Annotated in this window: 25 protein-coding genes; 18 read left to right on the top strand and 7 right to left on the bottom strand. The window is 43.5% G+C overall.

Features of this window, described 5'->3' with window-relative positions; all coding sequences use genetic code 11:
* The first annotated feature begins 203 nt into the window (after nucleotides 1–203).
* The 4 genes from CLV57_RS00750 to trhO all read left to right on the top strand — a co-directional run bounded on the left by CLV57_RS00750 (nucleotide 204) and on the right by trhO (nucleotide 4,971).
* A complete protein-coding gene (locus CLV57_RS00750; protein WP_100341260.1) occupies nucleotides 204–1,004 on the top strand; it encodes a GNAT family protein in 801 nt (266 codons plus the stop codon).
* A 22-nt stretch (nucleotides 1,005–1,026) separates the two neighbouring features.
* Nucleotides 1,027–1,791 (top strand): methyltransferase domain-containing protein, encoded by a 765-nt coding sequence (locus CLV57_RS00755; RefSeq protein WP_100339462.1) that lies wholly within the window; start codon nucleotides 1,027–1,029, stop codon nucleotides 1,789–1,791.
* 12 nt (nucleotides 1,792–1,803) lie between these two features.
* Entirely contained in the window at nucleotides 1,804–3,942 is a 2,139-nt protein-coding gene (locus tag CLV57_RS00760) for a sensor histidine kinase (RefSeq protein ID WP_100339463.1), read from the top strand.
* 75 nt (nucleotides 3,943–4,017) lie between these two features.
* Nucleotides 4,018–4,971: an oxygen-dependent tRNA uridine(34) hydroxylase TrhO gene (gene trhO, locus CLV57_RS00765; protein WP_100339464.1), complete on the top strand. Its 954-nt coding sequence runs from the start codon at nucleotides 4,018–4,020 to the stop codon at nucleotides 4,969–4,971.
* A gap of 10 nt (nucleotides 4,972–4,981) precedes the next feature.
* On the opposite strand, the gene CLV57_RS00770 is transcribed toward trhO, so the two are convergent.
* Nucleotides 4,982–5,344: a VOC family protein gene (locus tag CLV57_RS00770; protein WP_100339465.1), complete on the bottom strand. Its 363-nt coding sequence runs from the start codon at nucleotides 5,342–5,344 to the stop codon at nucleotides 4,982–4,984.
* Nucleotides 5,345–5,435: 91 nt separating this feature from the next.
* Between CLV57_RS00770 and CLV57_RS00775 the strand changes: the two genes are divergently transcribed.
* Nucleotides 5,436–6,197 carry a M15 family metallopeptidase gene (locus tag CLV57_RS00775; protein ID WP_100339466.1) on the top strand — a complete coding sequence of 254 codons (762 nt, stop codon included), beginning with the start codon at nucleotides 5,436–5,438 and terminating at the stop codon, nucleotides 6,195–6,197.
* Nucleotides 6,198–6,221: 24 nt separating this feature from the next.
* Entirely contained in the window at nucleotides 6,222–6,983 is a 762-nt protein-coding gene (locus CLV57_RS00780) for a DUF4846 domain-containing protein (protein ID WP_100339467.1), read from the top strand.
* Nucleotides 6,984–7,060: 77 nt separating this feature from the next.
* Here the strand turns inward: CLV57_RS00780 and CLV57_RS00785 are convergent, their stop codons facing one another.
* A complete protein-coding gene (locus CLV57_RS00785; RefSeq protein WP_100339468.1) occupies nucleotides 7,061–7,612 on the bottom strand; it encodes a type 1 glutamine amidotransferase domain-containing protein in 552 nt (183 codons plus the stop codon).
* 314 nt (nucleotides 7,613–7,926) lie between these two features.
* Between CLV57_RS00785 and CLV57_RS00790 the strand changes: the two genes are divergently transcribed.
* The 3 genes from CLV57_RS00790 to CLV57_RS00800 all read left to right on the top strand — a co-directional run bounded on the left by CLV57_RS00790 (nucleotide 7,927) and on the right by CLV57_RS00800 (nucleotide 10,046).
* Nucleotides 7,927–9,018 carry an Mrp/NBP35 family ATP-binding protein gene (locus CLV57_RS00790; protein WP_100339469.1) on the top strand — a complete coding sequence of 364 codons (1,092 nt, stop codon included), beginning with the start codon at nucleotides 7,927–7,929 and terminating at the stop codon, nucleotides 9,016–9,018.
* Between the two features lie 26 nt (nucleotides 9,019–9,044).
* Nucleotides 9,045–9,323, top strand: coding sequence for a NifU family protein (locus CLV57_RS00795; protein ID WP_100339470.1), 279 nt, complete (start codon nucleotides 9,045–9,047; stop codon nucleotides 9,321–9,323).
* A gap of 93 nt (nucleotides 9,324–9,416) precedes the next feature.
* On the top strand, nucleotides 9,417–10,046 hold the full coding sequence (locus CLV57_RS00800) for a peptidase associated/transthyretin-like domain-containing protein (protein WP_100339471.1): 630 nt from the start codon (nucleotides 9,417–9,419) through the stop codon (nucleotides 10,044–10,046).
* Nucleotide 10,047: 1 nt separating this feature from the next.
* On the opposite strand, the gene def is transcribed toward CLV57_RS00800, so the two are convergent.
* The gene (gene def, locus CLV57_RS00805) at nucleotides 10,048–10,620 is read right to left on the bottom strand and encodes a peptide deformylase (RefSeq protein ID WP_100339472.1); all 573 of its coding nucleotides are present in this window, start codon (nucleotides 10,618–10,620) and stop codon (nucleotides 10,048–10,050) included.
* Nucleotides 10,621–10,674: 54 nt separating this feature from the next.
* A complete protein-coding gene (locus CLV57_RS00810) occupies nucleotides 10,675–11,907 on the bottom strand; it encodes a M16 family metallopeptidase (protein ID WP_100339473.1) in 1,233 nt (410 codons plus the stop codon).
* Nucleotides 11,908–12,005: 98 nt separating this feature from the next.
* Here CLV57_RS00810 and CLV57_RS00815 point away from each other — a divergent pair, with 98 nt between their 5' ends.
* The 7 genes from CLV57_RS00815 (at nucleotide 12,006) to CLV57_RS00845 (ending at nucleotide 16,897) form a co-directional block, all read left to right on the top strand.
* Nucleotides 12,006–12,212, top strand: a complete 207-nt coding sequence (locus tag CLV57_RS00815) for a hypothetical protein (RefSeq protein ID WP_100339474.1) — start codon at nucleotides 12,006–12,008, stop codon at nucleotides 12,210–12,212.
* A gap of 13 nt (nucleotides 12,213–12,225) precedes the next feature.
* Entirely contained in the window at nucleotides 12,226–12,771 is a 546-nt protein-coding gene (hpt, locus tag CLV57_RS00820) for a hypoxanthine phosphoribosyltransferase (RefSeq protein WP_100339475.1), read from the top strand.
* A 186-nt stretch (nucleotides 12,772–12,957) separates the two neighbouring features.
* Nucleotides 12,958–13,344 (top strand): transmembrane 220 family protein, encoded by a 387-nt coding sequence (locus CLV57_RS00825; protein ID WP_245856788.1) that lies wholly within the window; start codon nucleotides 12,958–12,960, stop codon nucleotides 13,342–13,344.
* 4 nt (nucleotides 13,345–13,348) lie between these two features.
* Entirely contained in the window at nucleotides 13,349–14,206 is an 858-nt protein-coding gene (locus tag CLV57_RS00830) for an EboA domain-containing protein (protein ID WP_100339476.1), read from the top strand.
* Nucleotides 14,207–14,230: 24 nt separating this feature from the next.
* Nucleotides 14,231–15,220 (top strand): TatD family hydrolase, encoded by a 990-nt coding sequence (locus CLV57_RS00835; RefSeq protein ID WP_100339477.1) that lies wholly within the window; start codon nucleotides 14,231–14,233, stop codon nucleotides 15,218–15,220.
* A complete protein-coding gene (gene eboC, locus CLV57_RS00840) occupies nucleotides 15,221–16,126 on the top strand; it encodes a UbiA-like protein EboC (RefSeq protein WP_245856791.1) in 906 nt (301 codons plus the stop codon). It abuts the gene before it with no gap.
* Nucleotides 16,127–16,654: 528 nt separating this feature from the next.
* Complete coding sequence (locus CLV57_RS00845; RefSeq protein WP_245856793.1) at nucleotides 16,655–16,897, top strand: GIY-YIG nuclease family protein; 243 nt, start codon at nucleotides 16,655–16,657, stop codon at nucleotides 16,895–16,897.
* 295 nt (nucleotides 16,898–17,192) lie between these two features.
* Here CLV57_RS00845 and CLV57_RS00850 read toward each other — a convergent pair whose 3' ends face one another.
* Nucleotides 17,193–17,582 carry a VOC family protein gene (locus CLV57_RS00850; protein WP_100339478.1) on the bottom strand — a complete coding sequence of 130 codons (390 nt, stop codon included), beginning with the start codon at nucleotides 17,580–17,582 and terminating at the stop codon, nucleotides 17,193–17,195.
* Between the two features lie 625 nt (nucleotides 17,583–18,207).
* Here CLV57_RS00850 and CLV57_RS00855 point away from each other — a divergent pair.
* On the top strand, nucleotides 18,208–19,371 hold the full coding sequence (locus CLV57_RS00855) for a 3-dehydroquinate synthase (protein WP_100339479.1): 1,164 nt from the start codon (nucleotides 18,208–18,210) through the stop codon (nucleotides 19,369–19,371).
* 11 nt (nucleotides 19,372–19,382) lie between these two features.
* Entirely contained in the window at nucleotides 19,383–20,588 is a 1,206-nt protein-coding gene (eboE, locus tag CLV57_RS00860; RefSeq protein WP_100339480.1) for a metabolite traffic protein EboE, read from the top strand.
* 9 nt (nucleotides 20,589–20,597) lie between these two features.
* On the opposite strand, the gene CLV57_RS00865 is transcribed toward eboE, so the two are convergent.
* Both CLV57_RS00865 and CLV57_RS00870 read right to left on the bottom strand, forming a co-directional pair.
* On the bottom strand, nucleotides 20,598–21,329 hold the full coding sequence (locus CLV57_RS00865) for an SIMPL domain-containing protein (protein ID WP_100339481.1): 732 nt from the start codon (nucleotides 21,327–21,329) through the stop codon (nucleotides 20,598–20,600).
* Nucleotides 21,330–21,408: 79 nt separating this feature from the next.
* Nucleotides 21,409–22,428 carry an asparaginase gene (locus tag CLV57_RS00870; protein ID WP_100339482.1) on the bottom strand — a complete coding sequence of 340 codons (1,020 nt, stop codon included), beginning with the start codon at nucleotides 22,426–22,428 and terminating at the stop codon, nucleotides 21,409–21,411.
* Between the last annotated feature and the right edge of the window lie 31 nt (nucleotides 22,429–22,459).

Here is a 22,459-nt window from a genome sequence, read left to right on the forward strand (position 1 = left end):
TAAGCTAAGGCATACAGCTTGTTGCTTTTGCATATAGTTATCAGAAAAATTATTGTCGCTTTGTAAATATTCTCAACTTAAAGTTTACGTGGCAATGACCATAAAACTTTAGGTTGTGTGCTTTGTTGTTTAACTATTTCGTAGTTCAAACGTATTAGTTGTTTGAACAAATTAAATGCCCCTAAGTGCAAGCGCTCAAACACATGGATGACGCAGTGAAAATAACCCGCCCAAAGGTTCGTGTAAGAGCTTTCAGAGCTATTGACGAGCCCGAAACCTGTATGGCGTTTGTGCAAGGCCATGCTGATGTACTTACCAGTATTGGCATAAAAAAGGTAACTTCATCAAAACACGAGTGGACAGCAAACCCAGCGGTTTTTGTTATTGTAGTTGAAGCGCTTGATGGAAGCAGGGTTTTTGGCGGAGCGCGTGTGCATGTGGCCGGCGGTACAGAATACCTGCCTATTGAACAAGCCATTTCCAAACTTGATCCAACAATAAACGAATTGGTGTGGCAGTACGCGCAAACCGGCAGCGGTGAAATTTGCGGCTTATGGAACTCTAAAGACATGGCCGGCTACGGTCTTGGCACCCCTATACTAATACGCTCGGGCATTGCCATTGCATCGCAGTTGGGTATACAAACCTTATTTGCACTTTGTGCCCCTTATACGGTGCAGCCTGTGGTAAATTGTGGCATGGAACTGGTTGACAAGGTTGGTAATAAAGGTACCTTTTACTACCCTAAGCTTGACCTCATTGCCACAGCAATGGTTCTTAACGACCTGCTCGAACTTAGCAAGGCAAACGCTGATGCCCGCGGCGAGATCCTTAAAATGCGTGCTGATCCTGACGGATTTAAACTTGTTGATTATAAAAAAGATATAGACATTGACTTTAAACTTAAAGTGCCTAACTTGGATAAATGGAACCTGAATGAGATCATTGATTCAGCCTACCAATTGTTTTTAGAAAGCCAAAGTAAAAAAGCAGTAACCTACTAACATTATAACCGTATATAACCACATGAGTGAAAAACATTACGACATTAACTATCTACAGAATTCGCGCAGGTTGTTGCTCAATTTGAAGGAACGGTCATATACCTTACTTAAAGACGTAACCGCGGGCACCATTATTGACCTGGGTTGTGGTGCCGGTAAAGATGTAATTGAACTGGCTAAACAAAACGGCAATAATGTAAAAGTAATAGGCATTGACCACGACCCTGTAATGGTTGCTCAGGGTAAAACAGACGCAAAAGATATAGATAATGTAAGTTTCATCCAATCGGAAGCTGCTCCGCTTCCTTTTGAAGATGAATCAATAGCAGGATTAAGAACTGAGCGTGTTATCCAACACCTCAAAGCCCCTCAACAAGTAGTTGCAGAAGTACACCGGATACTTAAACCTGGCAGCCCTTTTGTAATTATAGAAACCGATTGGCACAGTCTTTCCTTTTTTACAGAATTTATAGAGACGGAGAAAAAGATCAACGCTTATTTAACGGATATTAAAGTAAACAATGGCTTTGCAGCGCGTAAGCTTACCTCCTACCTGGCGGCGCAATCATTCAATAATATAAAGGCGGAGATACATCCCATTGTGGTAAACACCTTGCAGGAAGCCAATGATTATTTTTGGATAGAAAAGATAGTAAAGGAAGTAGTTGAAAAAGGCTTCATCACACCAACGGAATACACCGACTTTTACACCGCATTGCAAACGGCCGATGAAAAAGGCTATTTTGCCGCCTCAATTAATATGATAGTTGCATGGGCAACTAAGTAAGTAAACCTTAAAATGCATAAATTTATACTTAAACCTTTTTTTCTTATTTGCTTAGTTTTTTGGTGTGCGGGCAGTTTTGCGCAGGTGGTGATAACTGATAGCACTGCCAACCTGTTTATAGGTAAAAGCATCTACATTTTACAGCCTCAAACCGAGCTTTCATTTAATCAGGTAGCGCAATCAAAGGATTTTAAAAAGTATAACGCTAAAATTCCTAATCTCGGCCTGGCAGCAAACAGTGTTTGGATAAAGTTTACCGTACACAATCAAACCGAAAATCCGCGCTTGCTACTTGACGTTGCCTATCCTATACTTGACGAAGTGGAGCTATTTTCACCAGACAGCTCTTTGGCATATACCAGCCAGCTGTTTGGAGAGATCAGGCCTTTTAAAGAACGGACCTACGACCACCCTAATTACATATTCAACATCAACGTAGCTCGAAATACAGAGAAGACCTATTATTTACGCATTAAAAGTGCTGAGCAACTAATATTGCCAATATCCATAAGTCACCCGGCATCGCTGTGGCAGGCGTTAAATCATGAAAGCGTACTATCCGGCTTGTTTGTTGGTGCTTTCGTTATCATGTTTCTTTACAACCTGTTTGTATTTTTCTCAGTTAAAGATGTAAGCTACTTATATTATGTAGTTTACGTTGCATGTGTTGGCCTTACACAAATAGGCATAAAGGGCTTTACATTTCAGTATCTCTGGAGCAACTCGCCGGCATTTGAGGTAAAAAGCGTGGTATTGTTTGCCTGTGTTGGCGCTATAGCTGCCATATTATTTACGCAAACCTTCCTATCTACACCTATGCGGGCACCACGTTTTAACAAGGTGCTGATCTTTATCAATGTATTGCTGGCATTATCTATCATTCTTACAGTAATAGGAAAAATACAGGTTGGCTTCCAGTTAATGCAGATGTCAACTACGCTGTTTGCATTCAGTTTGATCATTGTGTCAGCCATAGTTTTGGCCGGTGGTTATCGCCCCGCACGCTTTGTGTTATTGTCATGGTCGGTATTGCTTATAGGAGCCATCATATTCGCCTTGAAAGATATTGGCGTTTTACCTTACAACACCTTTACCAGCAATGTTATGCAAGGTGCATCAGTAATTGAGATGGCCTTACTTTCATTCGCCCTTGCCGACAGGATCAACATTTTTAAACGCGAGAAAGAAGCGTCACAGGCGCAAGCGCTAAGCATTGCCAAAGAAAACGAGCGCATTATACGCGAGCAAAACGTTATGCTGGAAGTGAAGGTAACAGAACGGACACAGGAGTTAAATCAATCATTAGTAGACCTTAAACAAGCCCAGTCTCAATTGGTTGAGGCCGAAAAAATGGCGTCTTTAGGTCAGTTAACCGCGGGCATAGCGCATGAGATCAATAACCCTATCAACTTTGTATCGGCCAACGTAAATCCGTTAAAACGCGATGTCGAAATTTTACTGGATACCATCAACACCGTTGAAAACATTGGCCTTTCAGACCTTTCAGCAGAAGAAAAACAAAAACAAATTGCCGACTATAAAGAGGAACAAGACTTTGACTACCTGTTAATTGAAATTGACCATCTGCTAAAAGGAATACATGAGGGCGCAACGCGCACCGCTGAAATTGTTAAGGGGCTACGCATATTCTCCCGCCTTGATGAGGACGACCTTAAACTGGCTGATCTGAATGAAGGGCTGGAGTCAACCATGATAATTGCCAACAATTTGCTTAGCAGTAAAATAAAGGTGATAAAGCTTTACGGGCAGCTACCTTTGGTTGAATGCTTCGCGGGCAAATTGAATCAGGTATTTTTAAATATCATATCCAATGCAGCTTATGCCATCACCAAAAAATTTGATCAAAATGATGGCGGTGAGCTTACGCTTCAAACTCTTTTGGATGGAGACGAAGCTGTTATCAGAATAAAAGATAATGGCATAGGCATGAGTGAAGAAACCAGGCGGAAAATTTTTGAACCGTTCTATACTACCAAGGATGTAGGCGAAGGCACAGGCCTCGGCATGTCAATAGCTTACAATACTATCAAAAGGCATAATGGTAAACTAATTGTAGAGTCAGCACCGGGAGAAGGTGCAGAATTTATCATTCGTATACCGGTAAACTTTGACAGATCTGCAGTTGAATAGCATTGGCTGTGTTCAACATAATTTTTTATCTTTGCGGCATCATTTAACACCGTTTGCAGCGGTATCAATGTTGTTATGGCTAAATACAATACACTACTGTACTATTGTTATTCAACAATAGCTGATGCGGAGCAATTTGCTGCCGATCATTTAAAATTTTGTAAAAGCTTAGGGCTTACCGGTCGCATTATAGTTGCCGACGAAGGTTTGAACGGCACAGTTTCGGGCACTGCCGAGGCATGTAAGGCTTACATGGATGCTGTACATGCCGATGAGCGCTTTGCCGGTACAGAATTTAAAATAGACGAGGTAGATACACCTTCGTTTGTAAAAATGCACGTGCGCTACAAATCTGAGATTGTGCACTCGGGCCTGCGTGATCCTAACATGATCAATCCGCAGAAACAAACCGGCAAACATCTGGAGCCTGTAGATTTTATGGCCATGAAGGATGATGAGGATGTGGTGATATTAGACGTGCGTTCTAATTACGAACATTCTTTAGGCAAGTTCAAAAATGCCATTACGCTGGATATTGAAAACTTCCGCGATTTCCCGGAGAAGATCAATGAGCTTGCCAAATACAAAGACAAGAAGATATTAACTTACTGCACAGGTGGCATAAAGTGCGAAAAAGCCTCAGCACTTTTATTGCACGAAGGTTTTAAAGATGTATACCAGTTGCACGGTGGCATTATTAAATACGGAAAAGAAGCCGGTGGTAAAGATTTTGAAGGGAAATGCTACGTGTTTGACAACCGACTTTCTGTAGAGGTGAACAGCGTTAACCCCACAGTTATATCAACCTGCTACAATTGCGGAAAGGTAACGGATAAGATGATCAACTGCGCCAACCCTGAGTGCAACGAACACTTTACCCAGTGCGATGAGTGTGGCACCGCTATGGAAGGTTGCTGCAGCGATGCCTGCCAAAGCCACCCACGTAAACGTGTTTACGATGGCAGCGGCTACTATGTGAAGGTTCCGCAGCCGGTTAACATAAAAAACAAAAAGGTAGAGCTGGCTTAAGCTTTACCTTTTACCATTGCATCACCCTTATACCTATCTGCCCGTCAAGCATGGCAAATTCTTTGGCACCCCAGGGTCGTAATGTAACCTTATCTAAATTAGGGTGAAGCAAACCGGGGAAAGCTGAAACCACCTTTTGGTATACTTCATCAATATTATCTGTTTCCAGGCGCAACTCGGGATGATTGTTGTGGGCGTGATGCATATTCTCAAATATCATTAATTTCAACTGCCCCTGTTCAACCACGCAAAACGGATTAGGCCCTTCCAATTCCTGATGCCCCATGGTAAATCCAAGGCAATCAATAAAAGTTTTAAGCGCTATGTTGATGTCGGCATAAAACAGGCTGGGTACCAGTTTAGTAAAGTTCATGGTCGGGTTTTTTTATAAAGATAAAAACACCTGCGCTAAACATCAACTCGTTATACATTCACCTTAATAAATTACTTTTGACAAACTGCTTATGAAGACAGCCTGCCTGGTATTTATCTCGATATTTCCTTTCCTTCTTGGAGGGCAGGAAAGCGTGCCTGATGGCGCACAAAAACTAATGAGGTATTACCCATCTGTAATTGCAGGTTTTTCCGATAACCACCTCATTTTATCAGACGGCACTAAACTGCTTTGGGATGATGGCATCAAAGGTAAAACACCTCGGCAATTGCTGGAAACCCCCGACGTTGAGGATATGTTCACCCAAACTTACAGCAAAGGAGCGCTGAATACATCACCGCAAAAAAACCATGACCCCGGTCGTATTAGAAACGAACAGCTCTTTAAAAAACTTTATGGCGATACGCGTTCGGCAGTAAATAGAGAGTTGGTTCAAATTACCTGGTGCCCAAAACTGGTTGGTCAAAAAATTACTGTTACCCGTCTTCATGGCGTTGCCGAACAGTTAAAAAAGGTATCTGAAGAACTGGATAAGCACCCAGAGCTTAAAAAGTATCTCACCAACATTGGCGGTACTTTTAACTGGCGCTACATTAATGGCACAAAACGACTGAGCACGCACAGTTTTGGCACAACCATAGACATTAATACTGCCTATTCTGACTATTGGCAATGGACGTGTAAGTGTACTGCTGAAGATGCCAAAGTAAATTACAAAAACCGCATACCACAAGCCATTGTTGATGCGTTTGAAAAGCACGGCTTTATTTGGGGTGGCAAATGGTATCATTACGATACCATGCACTTTGAATATCGCCCTGAATCGTTGTAAATTACTTCAACCAACTAACCTGACATGAAATATCTTTTCGCCCTGCTGTTACTGCTGCTCTACCCGCCGGTTGCAGATAATGTTACTACCAGGTTTCCCGCTCCCGCAGGCTACACCCGTCAGAAAAATGAACCCGGCAGTTTTGGAGAATGGCTGCAAAAGGTGCCGCTTAAACCTGCAGGCACGCCTACTAAAACTTATAAAGGCGACATAGCCCGTACTGATGCTTACACAGCTGCTGTTGCCGATGTTAGCATAGGCAGCCAGGACCTGCAACAATGTGCCGACGCGGTTATGCGGCTCAGGGCCGAATATTTGTATCAAAAGAAAGACTACAATAATATTTCATTCAATTTTGTAAGTGGCTTTAAATGCGATTACAATCACTATGCAAACGGCTATCGTTATAAAAATGGCAAATGGGTACTTACAGCCGGAAAAGATTATACTTATCCAGCTTTTTTGAGGTATATGAACCTGGTATTTAGCTACGCCAGTACTTTATCATTAGAAAAGGAATTGCAGCCGGTTAAAAATACCGACGAGATAAAAGCAGGCGATGTTTTCATCAGGGGTGGCTCGCCGGGGCACTGTTTTATTGTGATGGATGTTGTTGAGAACAGCAACCATCAAAAGCAATTTTTACTGGCACAAAGCTTTATGCCTGCTCAAAACATACAAATATTAAAAAGTGAAGGATCACCGTGGCTCAGCATGAACAGGCAGCCGGTTATTTACTACGGCGAATTGGTCAAGCCACAGTATTTAAGGAGGTTTGTTGAGTAGAGATTAGTTAATTGGTGATTAGAGATTAGTTTTATGCAACAAAAACAACTAATCTCTAATCACCAATCTCCTATTAACTAACCCACATGCACACCTTCTGCAATTTCTTCAATCATTTTTCTGTTGAAGGCAGGCAGGTCATCAGGGTTGCGACTGGTAACTAAGCCATTGTCAACTACAACTTCCTCATTTATCCAGTGCGCACCGGCATTTTTAAGATCGGTTTCTAATGATGGATAAGAGGTTAATGTGCGTGCACCTATCATTCCTGTCTCTATCAGCAATTGCGGCCCGTGGCAAATAGCTGCTACTGGTTTACCTTCATCTAAAAACGCCGATACAAATGCAACCGCTTCCTTATTCTGACGCAACTTATCGGGGTTAAGCACACCGCCCGGCAGCATCAGCGCATCGTAATCATCTGGACTTACCGCGCTTAGTTCTTTGTCTACATCAATTTCAATTCCCCAGTCGGTATGGTTCCATGCCTTTATTTTTCCGCTCTTTGGCGATACTACATCTACGTGCGCTCCGGCTTCTTTCAAAGCTTCTAACGGACTTGTCAATTCCACCTGCTCAAATCCTTCTTCTGTAAGGATGGCTACTTTTTTATTGCTTAACGATGCCATAATCTTCTTCTTTAATTATAGTTTACAAAAATTTATTTTCTGTTAATATAATTACAGGTAAACAAGTATATGGTTTTAAAGAAGTGATATTCTGCAACCATTACTGACAAAATTTTGCGGGTGGCTCTTATTGGCTCTTGGTGGCTCTTGCCTGCTCTTAGTGGACCACGGTGGCTCTCAGGGCTCCCGGTGGTTCACCCGGACCAGAGCCACCACCTACCTTAATGTGCTCAAAATCCACCAAACGCTCGCCAAACTATATTTATCATTAGCATGACATAACCTGCCCGCACTTTTGCTAATTTTGTTCCACGATGACAAACCTCACCCGCGAAACAGTTTTACAGGCTTTAGGCAACGTTGAAGAACCCGATCTGAAAAAGGACCTGGTTACTTTAAACATGATACAGGATATTGAGATTGATGGTAATAAGCTCAGCTTTTCGGTTATACTAACCACACCGGCATGCCCATTAAAATCATTAATTGAACATGCCTGTCGCAATGCTATAGCCCACTTCATCAGTAAAGATGTGGAGGTAAGTATTAACATGACCTCGCGTGTAACTACGCAAAAAAACACAGGCGTGCCGGGCGTTAAAAATATTATAGCGGTAGCATCAGGCAAAGGTGGTGTAGGTAAATCAACCGTTGCGGCTAACCTTGCTTTGGGCTTGGCTAAAAGCGGTGCCAGTGTAGGTTTGATAGATGCTGATATTTACGGGCCTTCGGTACCTATCATGTTCGGTTTAGAAGGTGCTAAGCCACAAGCCAGCAATGTAAACGGCAAAACACGTATTGAGCCCATTGAGAAATATGGCATTAAACTACTTTCTATCGGTTTCTTTACTGACCCTAACCAGCCTGTGCCATGGCGCGGACCAATGGTATCAACCGCTGTAAAGCAGTTATTCAATGATGCCGACTGGGGCGATCTGGATTACCTGGTGGTTGACCTTCCGCCGGGTACAGGCGATATTCATATCACCATCACCCAAACGTTCCCTATTACCGGGGCGGTTATTGTAACTACACCGCAGAACGTAGCCCTGGCCGATGCTAAGAAAGGTATAGGCATGTTTTTAATGGATGCCATTAATGTGCCGTTACTGGGTATAGTTGAGAATATGTCATACTTCACCCCTGCCGAGCTACCCGATAACAAATACTACATTTTTGGACAAGGCGGTGGCAAAGGTTTAGCAGAAATATTGGAGGTGCCGTTTTTAGGTGAGATACCGCTGGTGAAAAGCATAAGCGACAGTGGCGATGCCGGAAAGCCTATTGTACTAGCGGATGAGCATGACCTGATGGCAAACGCCTTTACCGAAATGGCTAACCGCGTAGCGCAACAGGTATCAGTAGCCAATGCTATGGCTAATAGCGCTAAAGTTGTAAATAATTAATAACTTTACTTTTTAAAACAGTAAAAATGAGTTTGATAGAGCAGGTTGAAGCAGCATTGGATAGCATCCGCCCATATTTAGAGGCAGATGGCGGCAATGTTTCTGTGGAGGAAATAACTGCGGATAATGTGGTTAGGCTTAAGCTGTTGGGCTCATGCGGTTCATGCCCTATGAGCGTTATGACGCTTAAAGCTGGCATTGAAGGCGCAATAATAAAAGCAGTACCCCAAATTACTGCAGTTGAAGCCATTAACCTTACAGATATAGATGACCCAAACGCGGTTCTTCCGGAAAATTTACGATAATTGTTAATGATTTGTTAAAGTGGCAACATACTTGCTGCGGCTTTAAAACTAAAAAGTAATTTTATCCGTTTTACTGATAATTGGCTTGAGTACATGAAATACATCATCGGCATATTGCTCCTCATTTGTTGCATCAACGCATCAGCACAAACTGCTGAGCGCCCGTTGCTACAGTTTAGTGGCGTGGTACGCAATGCCGATAATAAATCAATTGTGCCTTACGTAACAATTACCAACCTCACTACCGGTAAAGAAGTTGGGGCGGCTAACTACGAGGGCTACTTTTCTTTTGTAGCGCACGAACAGGACAGCCTTAAATTTACCAGTGTTGGTTATTTTGCTACAACCGTTGTTATTCCTAAAGACATAGGCAAAAAAAGCTTGATAGTGGAGATATTTATGCGGGCCCAGGTGGTAAACCTGCCTGTTGTTCGTATTTTCCCATGGGCCACTACTGATGAGTTCAGGCATGATTTCCTGACCATGAAAATTGCTGATGATGAGTTGGAGATAGCCCGTAAAAACTTAAGCGCGTCGTCAATAGCTACTTTAAAGAGAACTTTACCATTAAGCGGTTACGAAAGCTTTAATGCTCAGGATAAGCACAATACGTTGGTAAATTCGCGCGCATTTACCAACCCTTTACTTAACCCAATGGCTTGGGGCAGCCTGATACGCGATATTGCAGCAGGCGATAAAGCACGAAAAGAAGATAGCAACTAAACTATCTTCCCTTCTTTACCGCCGGAAATTTCATTTTATATTCCACCTTCACCATTCCGCGCGAAATATCATTCAATCTTTTTTCCAGTAATCGCTTGCGTAATGGGCTTAGCTTGTCGGTAAACAATTTACCTTCAATATGGTCATATTCGTGTTGGATAACACGGGCGGCTAAGCCTGAAAATGTTTCTTCGTGGTGTTTCCAGTTCTCGTCGTAATAAGATATACGTACAGTTGATTTACGCATCACATCCTCTCGTATCTCAGGAATACTCAAACAACCTTCATTAAAAGCCCACTCCTCACCGGTTTCTTCTAAAATATTCGCGTTGATAAAAACTTTTTTGAAATCCTTCAGTTCGGGCTCATCGTCATCAAAAGGGGTAGCATCAATAACAAACAAACGCATGCTCATGCCCACCTGGGGAGCTGCCAAACCTACACCGCGGGCGCTATACATGGTTTCAAACATGTCGGCAACCAGTTCTTTAATATGCGGGTATTCAGCTGGTTCTATCGCCGTTGCTTTTTGGCGTAAAACCGGGCTTCCGTAAGCTATTATAGGATATTTCATAGCGCAAAATTAAGCTTTAATTTCTAAAAAATTAACACAGCGCTGTCAGGAGCGCTATTGTTCCGGCTGAAACACAAGGGTAGTCAACTTATCAGCATCAAATATCTCATTGCTTATATGCTGTAGTTGTTTGGCTGTAACATTGTTTATCTTATCAAACAACTGTTGCAGGCTGTCGGCATGATCATAATCCAACACGCTTTTGGCTATGGAGAGGATCAAACTCATCCTGTTCTCTTCTGCCAACGCTATCTGCCCTATAAATTTCTGTTTGGCCTGGTGGAGTTGCAGGCTGCCTAAAGGCTGTTCACGCAGTTTCTTAAACTCTTTATTTACCAAGCGGGTTGCCTTGTCAGCCTTTTCAGCATCGGTACCAAAGTAAACCGAAAAGATGCCGGTATCGGTAAAAGAAGTGTAGTTTGACTCAACGGTATAGGCTATACCATGTTTTTCTCGTATCTCTAAATTAAGACGGTTGCTCATACCCATGCCGCCTAACAAATTGTTGAGCAGCAACAACCCTGTTCTGTCGGAGTGTTTGGCTTTGTAAGCTTGGCCGCCTATTATGCAATGCGTTTGAGATATAGGCTTCTGTACAATGGTTTTTTCCGCACTGTTGCTTTTAGGCGTTATCCTGTTTTTAACAGGATGGTTGGCAGGTACTTGTCCCCAGTATTTTTCTGATAGCTTAATCACCTTCTCGAAACTGTAATCGCCAAAAACAGCGAAGATCATTTCGGAGGTATTGTAGTTGTTCTTAATAAATTCCTGAATATCTGCCTTGCTGAAAGCCGTTACCGTTTCGGGAGTACCCAGGATGTTGTTACCCATAGCATGCCCCTTAAACAACAACGCCTCAAAATCATCCTGAATAGCTTCTTCGGGTTGGTCAAGGTAGGAGGCTATCTCATCCAGTATTACCCCCCGCTCCTTCTCCATTTCTTCTTCAGAAAAGGTAGAATGGAAAACAATATCCTCAAACAGGTCGATAGCACGCTCCAGGTGTGGATTAAGCATGGAGGCATGTACACAGGTGTACTCTTTGGTGGTGTAAGCATTTAAATCAGCGCCAACCAGTTCAAGCCTGTTCAGTATCTGACTGGTATTGCGCTTTTCCGTCTCCTTAAAAAGCAGGTGTTCAATAAAATGGGCCAGGCCTTCCTTATTTTCGGGTTCATCGCGCGAGCCCGCATTGACCATAAAACAGCAATGTGTTATAGCCGATGCCGCATACTTATGCAGTATTTTAATGCCGTTGGCAAGTGTATGGACCCGGTACTCTGTCATAGGGGGGGCAAAGATAGCGATATAATGTGTTTTTGAGTGGAATTAACCTTTAGGCAATTCATTCAAAATAACTACATTTACGCCGCAAACAAACAACCATGAGGAGTAGCAAATTACCGGTAGCATCTATATTTTTAGTACTGGTATTTGGCGTAAAATATGCGGTAACATATTTTTCTCCGGAAAGATCGGCGCAATTAGATCCGGTTTTTACAGGGATACTGGAAATTGCTATTGTAGCGTTTATCATATACTACCTTCGCATGTTTGTTAAATGGGCCTACAACTATCGCAAAGCTGCCTGACGGCAGATACCCTATGGAGAATAAAATAAAAATAGCCGATCTCGAATTTAATTTACTGATTGACGCGGAACATATTAAAAACCGCGTTGAAGCCATTGCAGAGTCACTTAATACCGAGTTTGCGGGTAAAAACCCACTTTTTGTTGGTGTGCTTAACGGCTGCTTTATGTTTATGGCTGATCTGGTTAGAAATATAACTACACCCTGTGAGATATCCTTCACCAAAGTAGCTTCCTACCACGGTGGTTTGCAAACTACCTGGCAACTGCGCAATGACCTTGGCCTGGCTGTTGATATTGAAGGCCGCGATGTTATTTTGCTGGAAGACATAAGCGATACAGGCAACACCTTAAAATTTCTGATAGACGACCTGAAACAACGCAACCCGGCATCATTAACCGTGTGCGCCCTGTTGCTTAAACCTGCTGCTCAGCAATACCATATTCCTGAGGTTAAATACGTTGGCTTTGAAATTGAAGACAAGTTTGTGGTAGGCTACGGCTTAGATTATAAAGAGTTGGGCCGTAACCTCAACGGCATTTACCAGCTTGTGCTATAAAAATGTGACAACAATCACGGTAATCCGTAGCTCATTTTTAGGTTATTGGCTTTGATTATATAAGCATCCTGCTAAATTTGCGGTTGAGTGTTAGTATACCCTGTTGATAGGTGTGCTAACGTCTGTAATAAACCGCTGTCTGTTTCTTTTACAGGCATTTGATCATCTTTTGAAGAATAGAGCGCTATGATTGCTTTCGTTATTGTTAACGTTATTTTTTGCCTGTCGTTTTTGGTATTTGCCTACCTCAATTTTAACGACCCCGACTGGTACCTCTGGGTGCCTATCTATGTGGCTGTTGCTGCCTGCTGCGGTTTAGCGGCTTATGGCATGTACTATCCTAATGTATATCTGGGCCTAACCGCTTTCTACCTTATTTATGCGGTAAAACTGTATTTTGATAAGGATGGCGTTAGAGATTGGATAGTGAAATATCGCACCCCAAGTTTGGTAGAATCTATGAAAGCCGAGAAGCCCTTTATTGAAAACACCCGCGAGTTTTTTGGGTTACTCATTATATCAGCAGCTTTAATTATTGATTACTTTGTGGTAGTGAACCAGGGGCTTGTTTAGTGTTATGTACAACTATAATGTAGATGCCCTTAAGGCATTGTTTAAAGATATATTGTCGGCCAATACTTCTGAGGATGTGCTGAACTGGCTTTTACATGAGGGGAACTTCAACACCCGCTTTGTAATGGTGCCGCGTAAAACCGGGAAGGCAGCTTTACAGATTAGCCGTGAGCAGGCTGATAGCTTAAATGCCCTGATACCCGGCTTTAGCCTGAACGGATGGAGTATAGATATGCTGAGCCGTGCGTGGGTGTTGCTGAGTTTAGATGCTACTGACAAGAACGAATACTTCCGCAAGTTAGAGCAACTGTTTCTGGCTGCCGAGGTGAATGAGCTGTTTAGCTTGTATTCATCATTGCCTTTACTGGCTTATCCTGATATGTGGGCCAAACGTTGTGCCGAAGGTATCCGCAGCAACATAGGCAACGTGCTGGAAGCCATTATGTACCAGAACCCCTATCCGCAGAAATATTTAGACCAAAGCGCCTGGAACCAATTGGTGCTTAAAGCGTTTTTTACAGGCAAGGATGTGGGTAAGATACAAGGCATTGATGCCCGAGCCAATAAAGAGCTGGCCTATGTAATTAGCGATTACATGCACGAACGCCGTGCAGCAGGGCGTGACATCAACCCATCATTATGGCGATTGGTGGGACCATTTATTGATGAGAAGCTGATTGAGGATGTGAAATGGGCTCTGCATAGCGGCGTGTATGTAAATGAAAAGGCTGCCTTGCTGGCTTTAACCCAATCAGATTACCCGGCTGCTGTTGAGTTATTGAACCGGTACCCTGAGCTACGGAAAGCTATAGAAAACAATCAAATAACCTGGGATGGTTTAACGCTGGAGTTTCAGCATTAACATCGCCCTCAAAATATAAATACTATGTGTTGTACACATTCATTTGAAGACAGGCAATCAATAGATAAGGATAACACCCCTGTTGACCTGAGCGGCATTGCAGGCATGAAGTTTTTTGACCCGCATGTGCACATGACCTCGCGCACTACTGATGATTACCAAGCTATGGCCGATGCAGGGGTTGTAGCCTTGATAGAGCCTGCCTTTTGGTTAGGTCAGCCGCGTACGGGTTTAGATAGCTTCCGCGATTATTATAGCAGTTTGATAGGCTGGGAACGCTTCCGCTCATCGCAGTTTGGTATTAAGCACTATTGCACCATTGGCCTTAACTCCCGCGAAGCCAATAATGAGCCCCTTGCCGAACAGGTGATGGAAATGCTACCTTTATTCATCTACAAAGAAGGTGTGGTAGGTATTGGCGAGATAGGTTTTGACGACCAGACCGCTGCCGAAGAAAAGTATTACCGTGCCCAACTGGAACTGGCTAAAGAGGCCGGCTTACCTGTACAGATCCACACCCCGCATCGGGATAAAAAAGGTGGCACCACCCGCAGCATGGACATTGCTTTAGAGCATGGCCTTGATCCGCACATGGTGATAGTTGATCACAATAACGAGGAGACTGTTAAAGAGGTGCTTGACCGTGGCTTCTGGGCGGCATTCACCATCTATCCGTTCACCAAAATGGGTAATGAGCGTATGGTGGAGATAGCCAAACAATACGGCTCAGAGCGTATAATGGTTAACTCTGCTGCTGATTGGGGCATAAGCGACCCGCTTGCTGTACCTAAAACCGCCGCTTTAATGAAGCTGCGTGGCATCAGCGATGAAGATATCCGTTTGATTACTTACCAAAATGCCATTACCGCTTTTGCGCAAAGCGGCCAAATTAACGAGGCTGATTTTGCTACAGGAGCAGGCGCTATAGATCAAAGTCAGCGGTTTGAGGGGAACACCGTTTTACGTGGAGGACAACAGCCGCGTGTAGATAAAAACTCTATTATCATTAGCTAAATGGCATCAAAAGCTATAGCCTACCTGCGCATGATGCGCCCTGCCAACGTGGTAACATCTGTTGCTGATGTATTGGCGGGTGTGGCTATTGCGGGGTACTTTACGGGCCTGCCATTGGCTACCAACAGCTTTTACCCCATTGTGTTGCTGTGTTTGGCTACCATGGGCCTGTATGCCGGCGGTATTGTTTTTAATGATGTTTTTGATGCCGAACTGGACAAAGTTGAACGCCCCGAACGTGCCATCCCCAGCGGTTTAATAACAGTTAAAAACGCGTCCGCTTTAGGCTTATTTTTGTTGCTGTGGGGGATAGGTTTTGGTTACGCCCACAGTCCGCAATCCGGGTTGATAGCTGTACTGATAGCCTTTTTTGCGCTGCTTTACAATCGCGTTAGCAAGCACCATAAGTTTTTCGGTCCGTTGAATATGGGAGCCTGCCGTGCGCTTAACCTGTTATTAGGCATCAGCATCATAACACCGGCCATTGTGCAGTGGTTCCATTTAGCTATTGTACCGTTGCTGTACATCTTTTCTATCACCATGATCAGTCGTGGTGAAGTGCACGGAGGCGATAAAAAGAACCTCTACGCAGGCGCATCGCTGTATTTAATCGTTATTTTCTCTATCCACTTCATCTCATCGCACATAGGTATACAGCCGCAAAACATGCTGTACACGCTTATCTTTTTGCTGCCCTTCGCTTACATGATATTTAAGCCGCTCATCATCGCCATAAAAGACCCAATTGGCCCCAACGTAGGCAAGGCCGTAAAAGCAGGCGTTATCTCCCTCATATTGATGAATGCCGCATGGGCCGCTGCCTTTGGCGCCATTTATCCGGCTATATTTATTGCTTGTTTATTGCCGGTGTCTATCAGCTTCGCCAGGTGGTTCGCGGTAACGTAGGGTGTAATTGTAGATAGCTCAAAAGTCTTAAAACAGATTGTCATTCTGAGCGATAGCGAAGAATCCTATACACCGTGCTAATTAAGCGCTCTGTTAGCCCCTTTTACAAGATTCTTCGCTATCGCTCAGAATGACAATCTGCCAACGCCGATTTCGCAGAAAAAAAGGTACTGGCAAGGTGTCCGTCCGTCCGCTTATACCCTTACCTGCGGACGGACGAACGCCTTAAACACCGACCGCTACCACGTCATTGCGAGGCACGAAGCAATCCCGAACTGTGTAATCCGAAGCGATAAGTATCCTTTATGCATTGGCGTTCAACCTGTCAGCGGCTTGTCGCTCTGGGATTGCCACGCTATCGCTCTCAATGACGGGTTATTATTAAGCGTCCGTCTATCTATACCCTTACCTCCGAACGGACGGACAGCCAAAACCCCATCTACCACACGTCATTGCGAGGTACGAAGCAATCCCGAACTGTGCGGGTAGTCAGCTTTACATAAATCACCATTATAATTATATTGCAGCATGATAAGAGGTGGATGCATTTACATCATGACCAATAAAACACACTCGGTTTTGTACATAGGTGTTACATCTAATTTACTTTCCAGAGCTTGGGAACATAAAAACAAGGTCTATCCAACAAGCTTTACAGCAAAATACAACTGTAATAAGCTGGTTTATTATTGTTTTTATCCTCATATTGAGGAAGCCATCAGCGCTGAAAAAGCATTAAAAGGAAGTAACAGAAAGCATAAACAGCATTAGTTAGTACGCTTAACGCTGAGTGGATTGATCTGTATGACACCTTGATAAATGAGTAAGCTTGTGGACTACCTGTCTTCTGCTTACATAGTCCGGGATTGCTTCGTACCTTGCAATGACGTTTTTTTTATTCGCATTGGCAGACTATCTGTCAGCGGCTTGTCGCTCTGGGATTGCCACGCTATCGCTCGCAATGACGGGTTGATTGTTAAGCGTCCGTCCGTCCGCTTATACCCTTACCTGCGGACGGACGGACACCTCAACCCTCCCCATTCCCGCTCCTATTTGAGCGTGGATGCTATACCTTTTTCTTTTGTTTTAATTGGAAAACATTGCCTTCGGGATCTTCTCCATCGCACAACCAATATTCATAATTATCAAAAGTTTTAACCTCCCTCATTACTACATTTTGATCAATGAAATATTCCCTGACCTCATTAATGTCATCATCTATTTCAAAAACAATTTTAGTATTGTTGTCAAACTTGAACACCCCTTTATCTTCGTTTAAATACTTGTCGCCAATTTTATGAAGGCCTATTTTACACGCCCCTGCATCTAAAAGTGCCCATGTAGATTGGTATTCTTCAATTGTTTTAAGGTTGAATGTCTTTTCATAAAAAGATCTCAATGCGTCAACATTCTGAACGTAAAAAATTATAGTGTCGAAAGAAAACTTTAATTCCATAAATCATTGTATTTCAAGCCCGATTAGATAGTCTTTAAAAAATAGGCTACTTGTATACTACGAATATATACAGAACATTGATAAAAATCAGGGAATGAAACATTATATACCGGTAGCAAATTTCTTCGCCTAATAAAATATGGTAGCTACCCATTTTGCTGTGCGATAAGTGAAAAATCAACCTTGATTTTTGAAAATACCCCTCCAATAGCTCATATATATAAGAATATGGCTTTTGTTGTTGTGCCGATGGCTGCTTAACAACTACAGTATGTTATGTTTGATAGGGTGTCCGTCCGCAAGAGATGCGGACACTAAACGGACGGACGGACACACAATGTTTTACTTGAATATGCAACTGAGGGTTATATTCATTACAAAAGTACGGAAAAGTTTTTACAAGACAAAGGAAATAATTATATAAATAATTGATATATAGATAATTATGGAATAAAGCTTATGCCATTGAAGGTGTCCGTCCGTCCGCAGGTGACGGTGTATCCGGACGGACGGACACCCTTAACCTACCCGCCACTGACTATTTCTTTTCCTAAACTTCTATTTTTTCGTCAAATTTTTGATATAGAATGGTAGTAGTTATAAAAATCGGATATTAGCATTTGATATGGAATATTTGCAGCAGACCTTCAGTGTGAAGTTTGAGTACAAGGTCTTTTTTACTTCGGGGCTATTTGATTTGGGCAATACCTGCATGGAAGATTTCCTTCTGGATAACGCCACTACAGAGTCGGTAAAGAAAATACTGTTTGTGGTTGATGAGGATGTGATGAAGGCCACAACAGGCTTAGCCGATAAGATACGCCGCTACTTCTCCATCCACAAAGGCGCGCAACTGGTACCTGACCTGATACTTGTTCCGGGTGGCGAGAGCGTTAAAAACAATGAGGATCACTTCCATAACTTTTTAAATAAAATTAACGAATACGGTATTGACCGCCACTCGTATGTTGCTGCCATTGGCGGTGGCTCTGTGCTTGATATGGCAGGTTATGCCGCTGCCGTTGCGCACCGTGGCATTAAACATATCCGCATACCTACAACCGTACTGGCGCAGAATGATTCGGGCGTTGGCGTCAAGAACAGCATTAACTACTTCGGCAAAAAGAACTTTTTAGGCACGTTTGCACCACCTGTAGCCGTATTTAATGACGATAACTTTTTGCTGACCTTAGGTAACCGCGACTGGCGCTCGGGCATTGCCGAAGCCATTAAGGTATCGTTAATAAAGGACCCTGTGTTTTTTGAGTGGCTGGAGCAAAATGCAGAGGCGCTAACCGCAAGGGATATGGAGGCTATGCGCTACCTCATTAAACGTTGCGCGCAGCTGCATCTTAACCACATAGCCAGCGGCGATCCGTTTGAAAAAGGTTCGTCGCGCCCATTGGATTTTGGCCATTGGAGCGCGCACAAACTGGAACAGTTAACCAACTTTGAAGTATTGCACGGCGAGGCGGTAGCCATGGGTTTGGCTTTAGATACCATGTATTCAAACCTGGCGGGCTTTTTATCTGCTGAGGAAACACAGCGGGTTATAGCATTGATAAAAAAGATAGGCTTTGCCATTACCCACCCGTTACTGGAAGTAGCATCTGACGATAGCCCGATATTGGTTGGTTTGAACGAGTTTAGAGAGCACCTGGGCGGGCAACTCACCATTATGCTGCTTAAACGGATAGGCGAAGGCTTTGAAGTGCACGATATTGATACCGACATATTAAGACAAGCCGGCGAGGCTATAAATGAATACGCTGCCTTAAACCCGGCGTAAAACCATCCACCATGCAAACACCACAGGGACATTTAACCTATTGCACCAATATCCATCCCGGCGAGAACTGGGAAGGGCATTTTGCTGCTTTACAGCGCAACTTTCCATCTATCAAAGCGCAGGTATGCCCTGATGTGCCAATGGGCTTAGGCTTAAGGTTATCGCACGAGGCAAGTTTAGCCCTACAGCACACGGAACAGCTAAATGAATTTAAGCAATGGCTAAAGGATAATGATGCCTATGTGTTTACCATGAACGGTTTCCCGTACGGTGAGTTTCATAATGTTGAGGTGAAGGACCAGGTACACGCACCCGATTGGACCACGCATGAGCGTTTGGACTACACGGTTAGGATGTTCCGCATACTGGCGCAACTGCTGCCTGAAGGGATGGAAGGCGGTATATCCACCTCGCCTATCAGCTACCGTTACTGGCACAATACGCCACCGCTTCTTGCTGATGCTACCAAAACAGGAACAGCTAACATTTTAAAAGTAGCCAGGGAACTCATCAGCATTGAGCACCATGGTGGCCCTTACATGCACCTGGATATTGAACCCGAACCGGATGGCATTTTAGAGAGCGGACCTGAATATATTGAATGGTACACCAATGTACTCTTACCACAGGGTAAGCCGTTTATTGCAGAAACATTTGGGGTAAACACTGAAGAAGCTGAGCGGCTAATTAAACGGCACATTTGTTTGTGTTATGATGTTTGCCACTTCGCCATAGGTTTTGAGCCGCATCAGCAAATAATTGAGGAGTTGGAGCATAAAGGGCTTAAAGTAGGCAAGATACAAATTAGCGCAGCCCTTAAAGCCGCATTGCCCCAACAGCCCAAAGAGCGTAGAGCTATACTGGACACCTTTGAAAAATTTAACGAGCCAACCTATCTGCATCAGGTAATAGCCAAAACTAACAAGGGTGAGCTTTTGCGCTATCGCGACCTGCCATCGGCATTAAATGATGGCTTGAATGCTGATGTAACCGAATGGCGGGCGCATTTCCATGTGCCTATCTTTACTGACGAGTTAGGCCTGCTGCAATCCACCCAAAGCGATATTGCTGAAGTGTTGAACATCAATAAAACCCAGCAATTCAGCACTCACTTAGAGGTAGAAACCTACACCTGGGGCGTACTGCCCGATGAAAAGAAGCTCCCCATGGATGATTCTATTGCAAGAGAACTGAACTGGGTGGCTAATATTTTATAACCCAATACCTCAATCGGCCTGAAACTCCATCCGGATGGTGATGGAGCCCGTTTTGTTACGACTCGAGGTATTAAACGCACCACCATAGCTGTAATCTTCGTTGCTGTTCTTCCCGGTTATCTGGAACACGCCCATGTTGGCTTTCTTCAATTTACCTAAACTGCTACCTGCGTTTTTGGCAATCGCCTCTGCACGTGCTTTAGCATCGGCACTGGCTTGCGCTAACAGTTCCATCTTAACGTTTTTAAGCTGTGTGTTATAAAACCTTGGCGGGGTTGAATTAAACTCTATACCGCCCTGTATAAGTTCAGTAGCCTCGCGAGACAGTTTGTCTACCTTGTCAACGTTCTTTGATTCAACAGTTACGGTTTGTGTAAGGTTATAGCCATTAAACCGCTGACCCATAAACCTGCCGTTGGCATCCATCTCGCTGGTAAAATCTTTATTGATGTTTACTGATGAGAATACTACCTCGTTAGCGGCAATATCCATTTTGGCCAGGTAGGCTTTGATAGTTGCTTCATCATTCTTCAAATCAGCATAAGCCGCTTTAAGGTCGAATGACTTACGCGAGTAGCTGCCGCTCCAAACAATGAGGTCGCTGTTAAAGTCTTTTTCGGCAAGGCCGGTAACAACAATGGTCTCGGTAGTGGTTGAGCGATATTTATATGCCCTTGCAACAATAGCAAAAGCAATTATAGCACAAACACCAACAATGGCAGCGGTAATGTAATTTCTCATCAGCTTTATTTTATATAAAATATATAAACGCTGTGATTGTTTGAAGGTTTAAAAGTTTAACGGCTTCTTAAATTTATACTTAAGACAATGTAAGCTCACCGCGCAGGTCAACTTCCATCCACTCCTTAACCTGTTGCGGATCATTTGACTGGCCCAGCAGATACATCATTTTAGTAACGGCAGCTTCGTAGGTCATGTCGTAACCGTTAGCTACGCCAATATCTTTTAACTGCTTACTGGTTTCGTAACGTCCCAGTTCAACGGTGCCCACTTTACATTGCGATATATCAACCACAACCTTACCGCTGTCAATGGCTTTTTTAAGCAGGTCAATAAACCATTGGTCGGTAGTAGTATTACCTGCACCAAAGGTTTCCATTACAATTCCGCGTACATCGGCACCTAAAATGGCTTCAACAGCCTTTGGCCCTATGCCCGGGAATAATTTAAGCACAGCCACGTCATTAGCGAGCGTATTGTGTATAACCAATGGACCTTCTGTTGGCTGACGAATATCATTTATACTAAATCGCAAATGTACGCCCGATTCGGCCAGTATTGGGTAGTTGGGCGAACGGAACGCCTCAAATTTTGATGAATTGTATTTAAATGAGCGGTTACCACGGAATAGTTTATAATCAAAGTAGATACAAACCTCAGGAACGCGGGCACGGTCATTCTTTTTAGCGTTAGCGATCTCAATGGCCGTCATCAAGTTCTCCTTCGCATCGGTACGTATAGCGCTGATAGGCAGCTGTGAGCCGGTGAACACTACAGGTTTACCTAAGTTCTCCAGCATGAAACTCATGGCCGAAGCTGTGAATGCCATCGTATCTGAGCCGTGCAGAATAACAAAGCCATCTACATCATCATAATGATCGGCAATAAGCGAGGCCAGTTCGCTCCATATCTGCGGGTTCATGTTTGACGAGTCAATGATCTCATCAAACGAGTGTACTTTTATTTTACAATTAAGTTTTTCTAACTCGGGCACATTATCCATAATCTGCTCAAAGTTGATGGGCTTAAGCACTTTGGTAACGGGATCGGTCATCATACCTATTGTCCCTCCGGTATAGATGATAAGTATTTGGCTCATTTAATCAGGATAATTTAGTTTTACAAGGTGG

Source organism: Mucilaginibacter auburnensis, assembly GCF_002797815.1.
In the GTDB taxonomy this organism is placed as follows: domain Bacteria; phylum Bacteroidota; class Bacteroidia; order Sphingobacteriales; family Sphingobacteriaceae; genus Mucilaginibacter; species Mucilaginibacter auburnensis.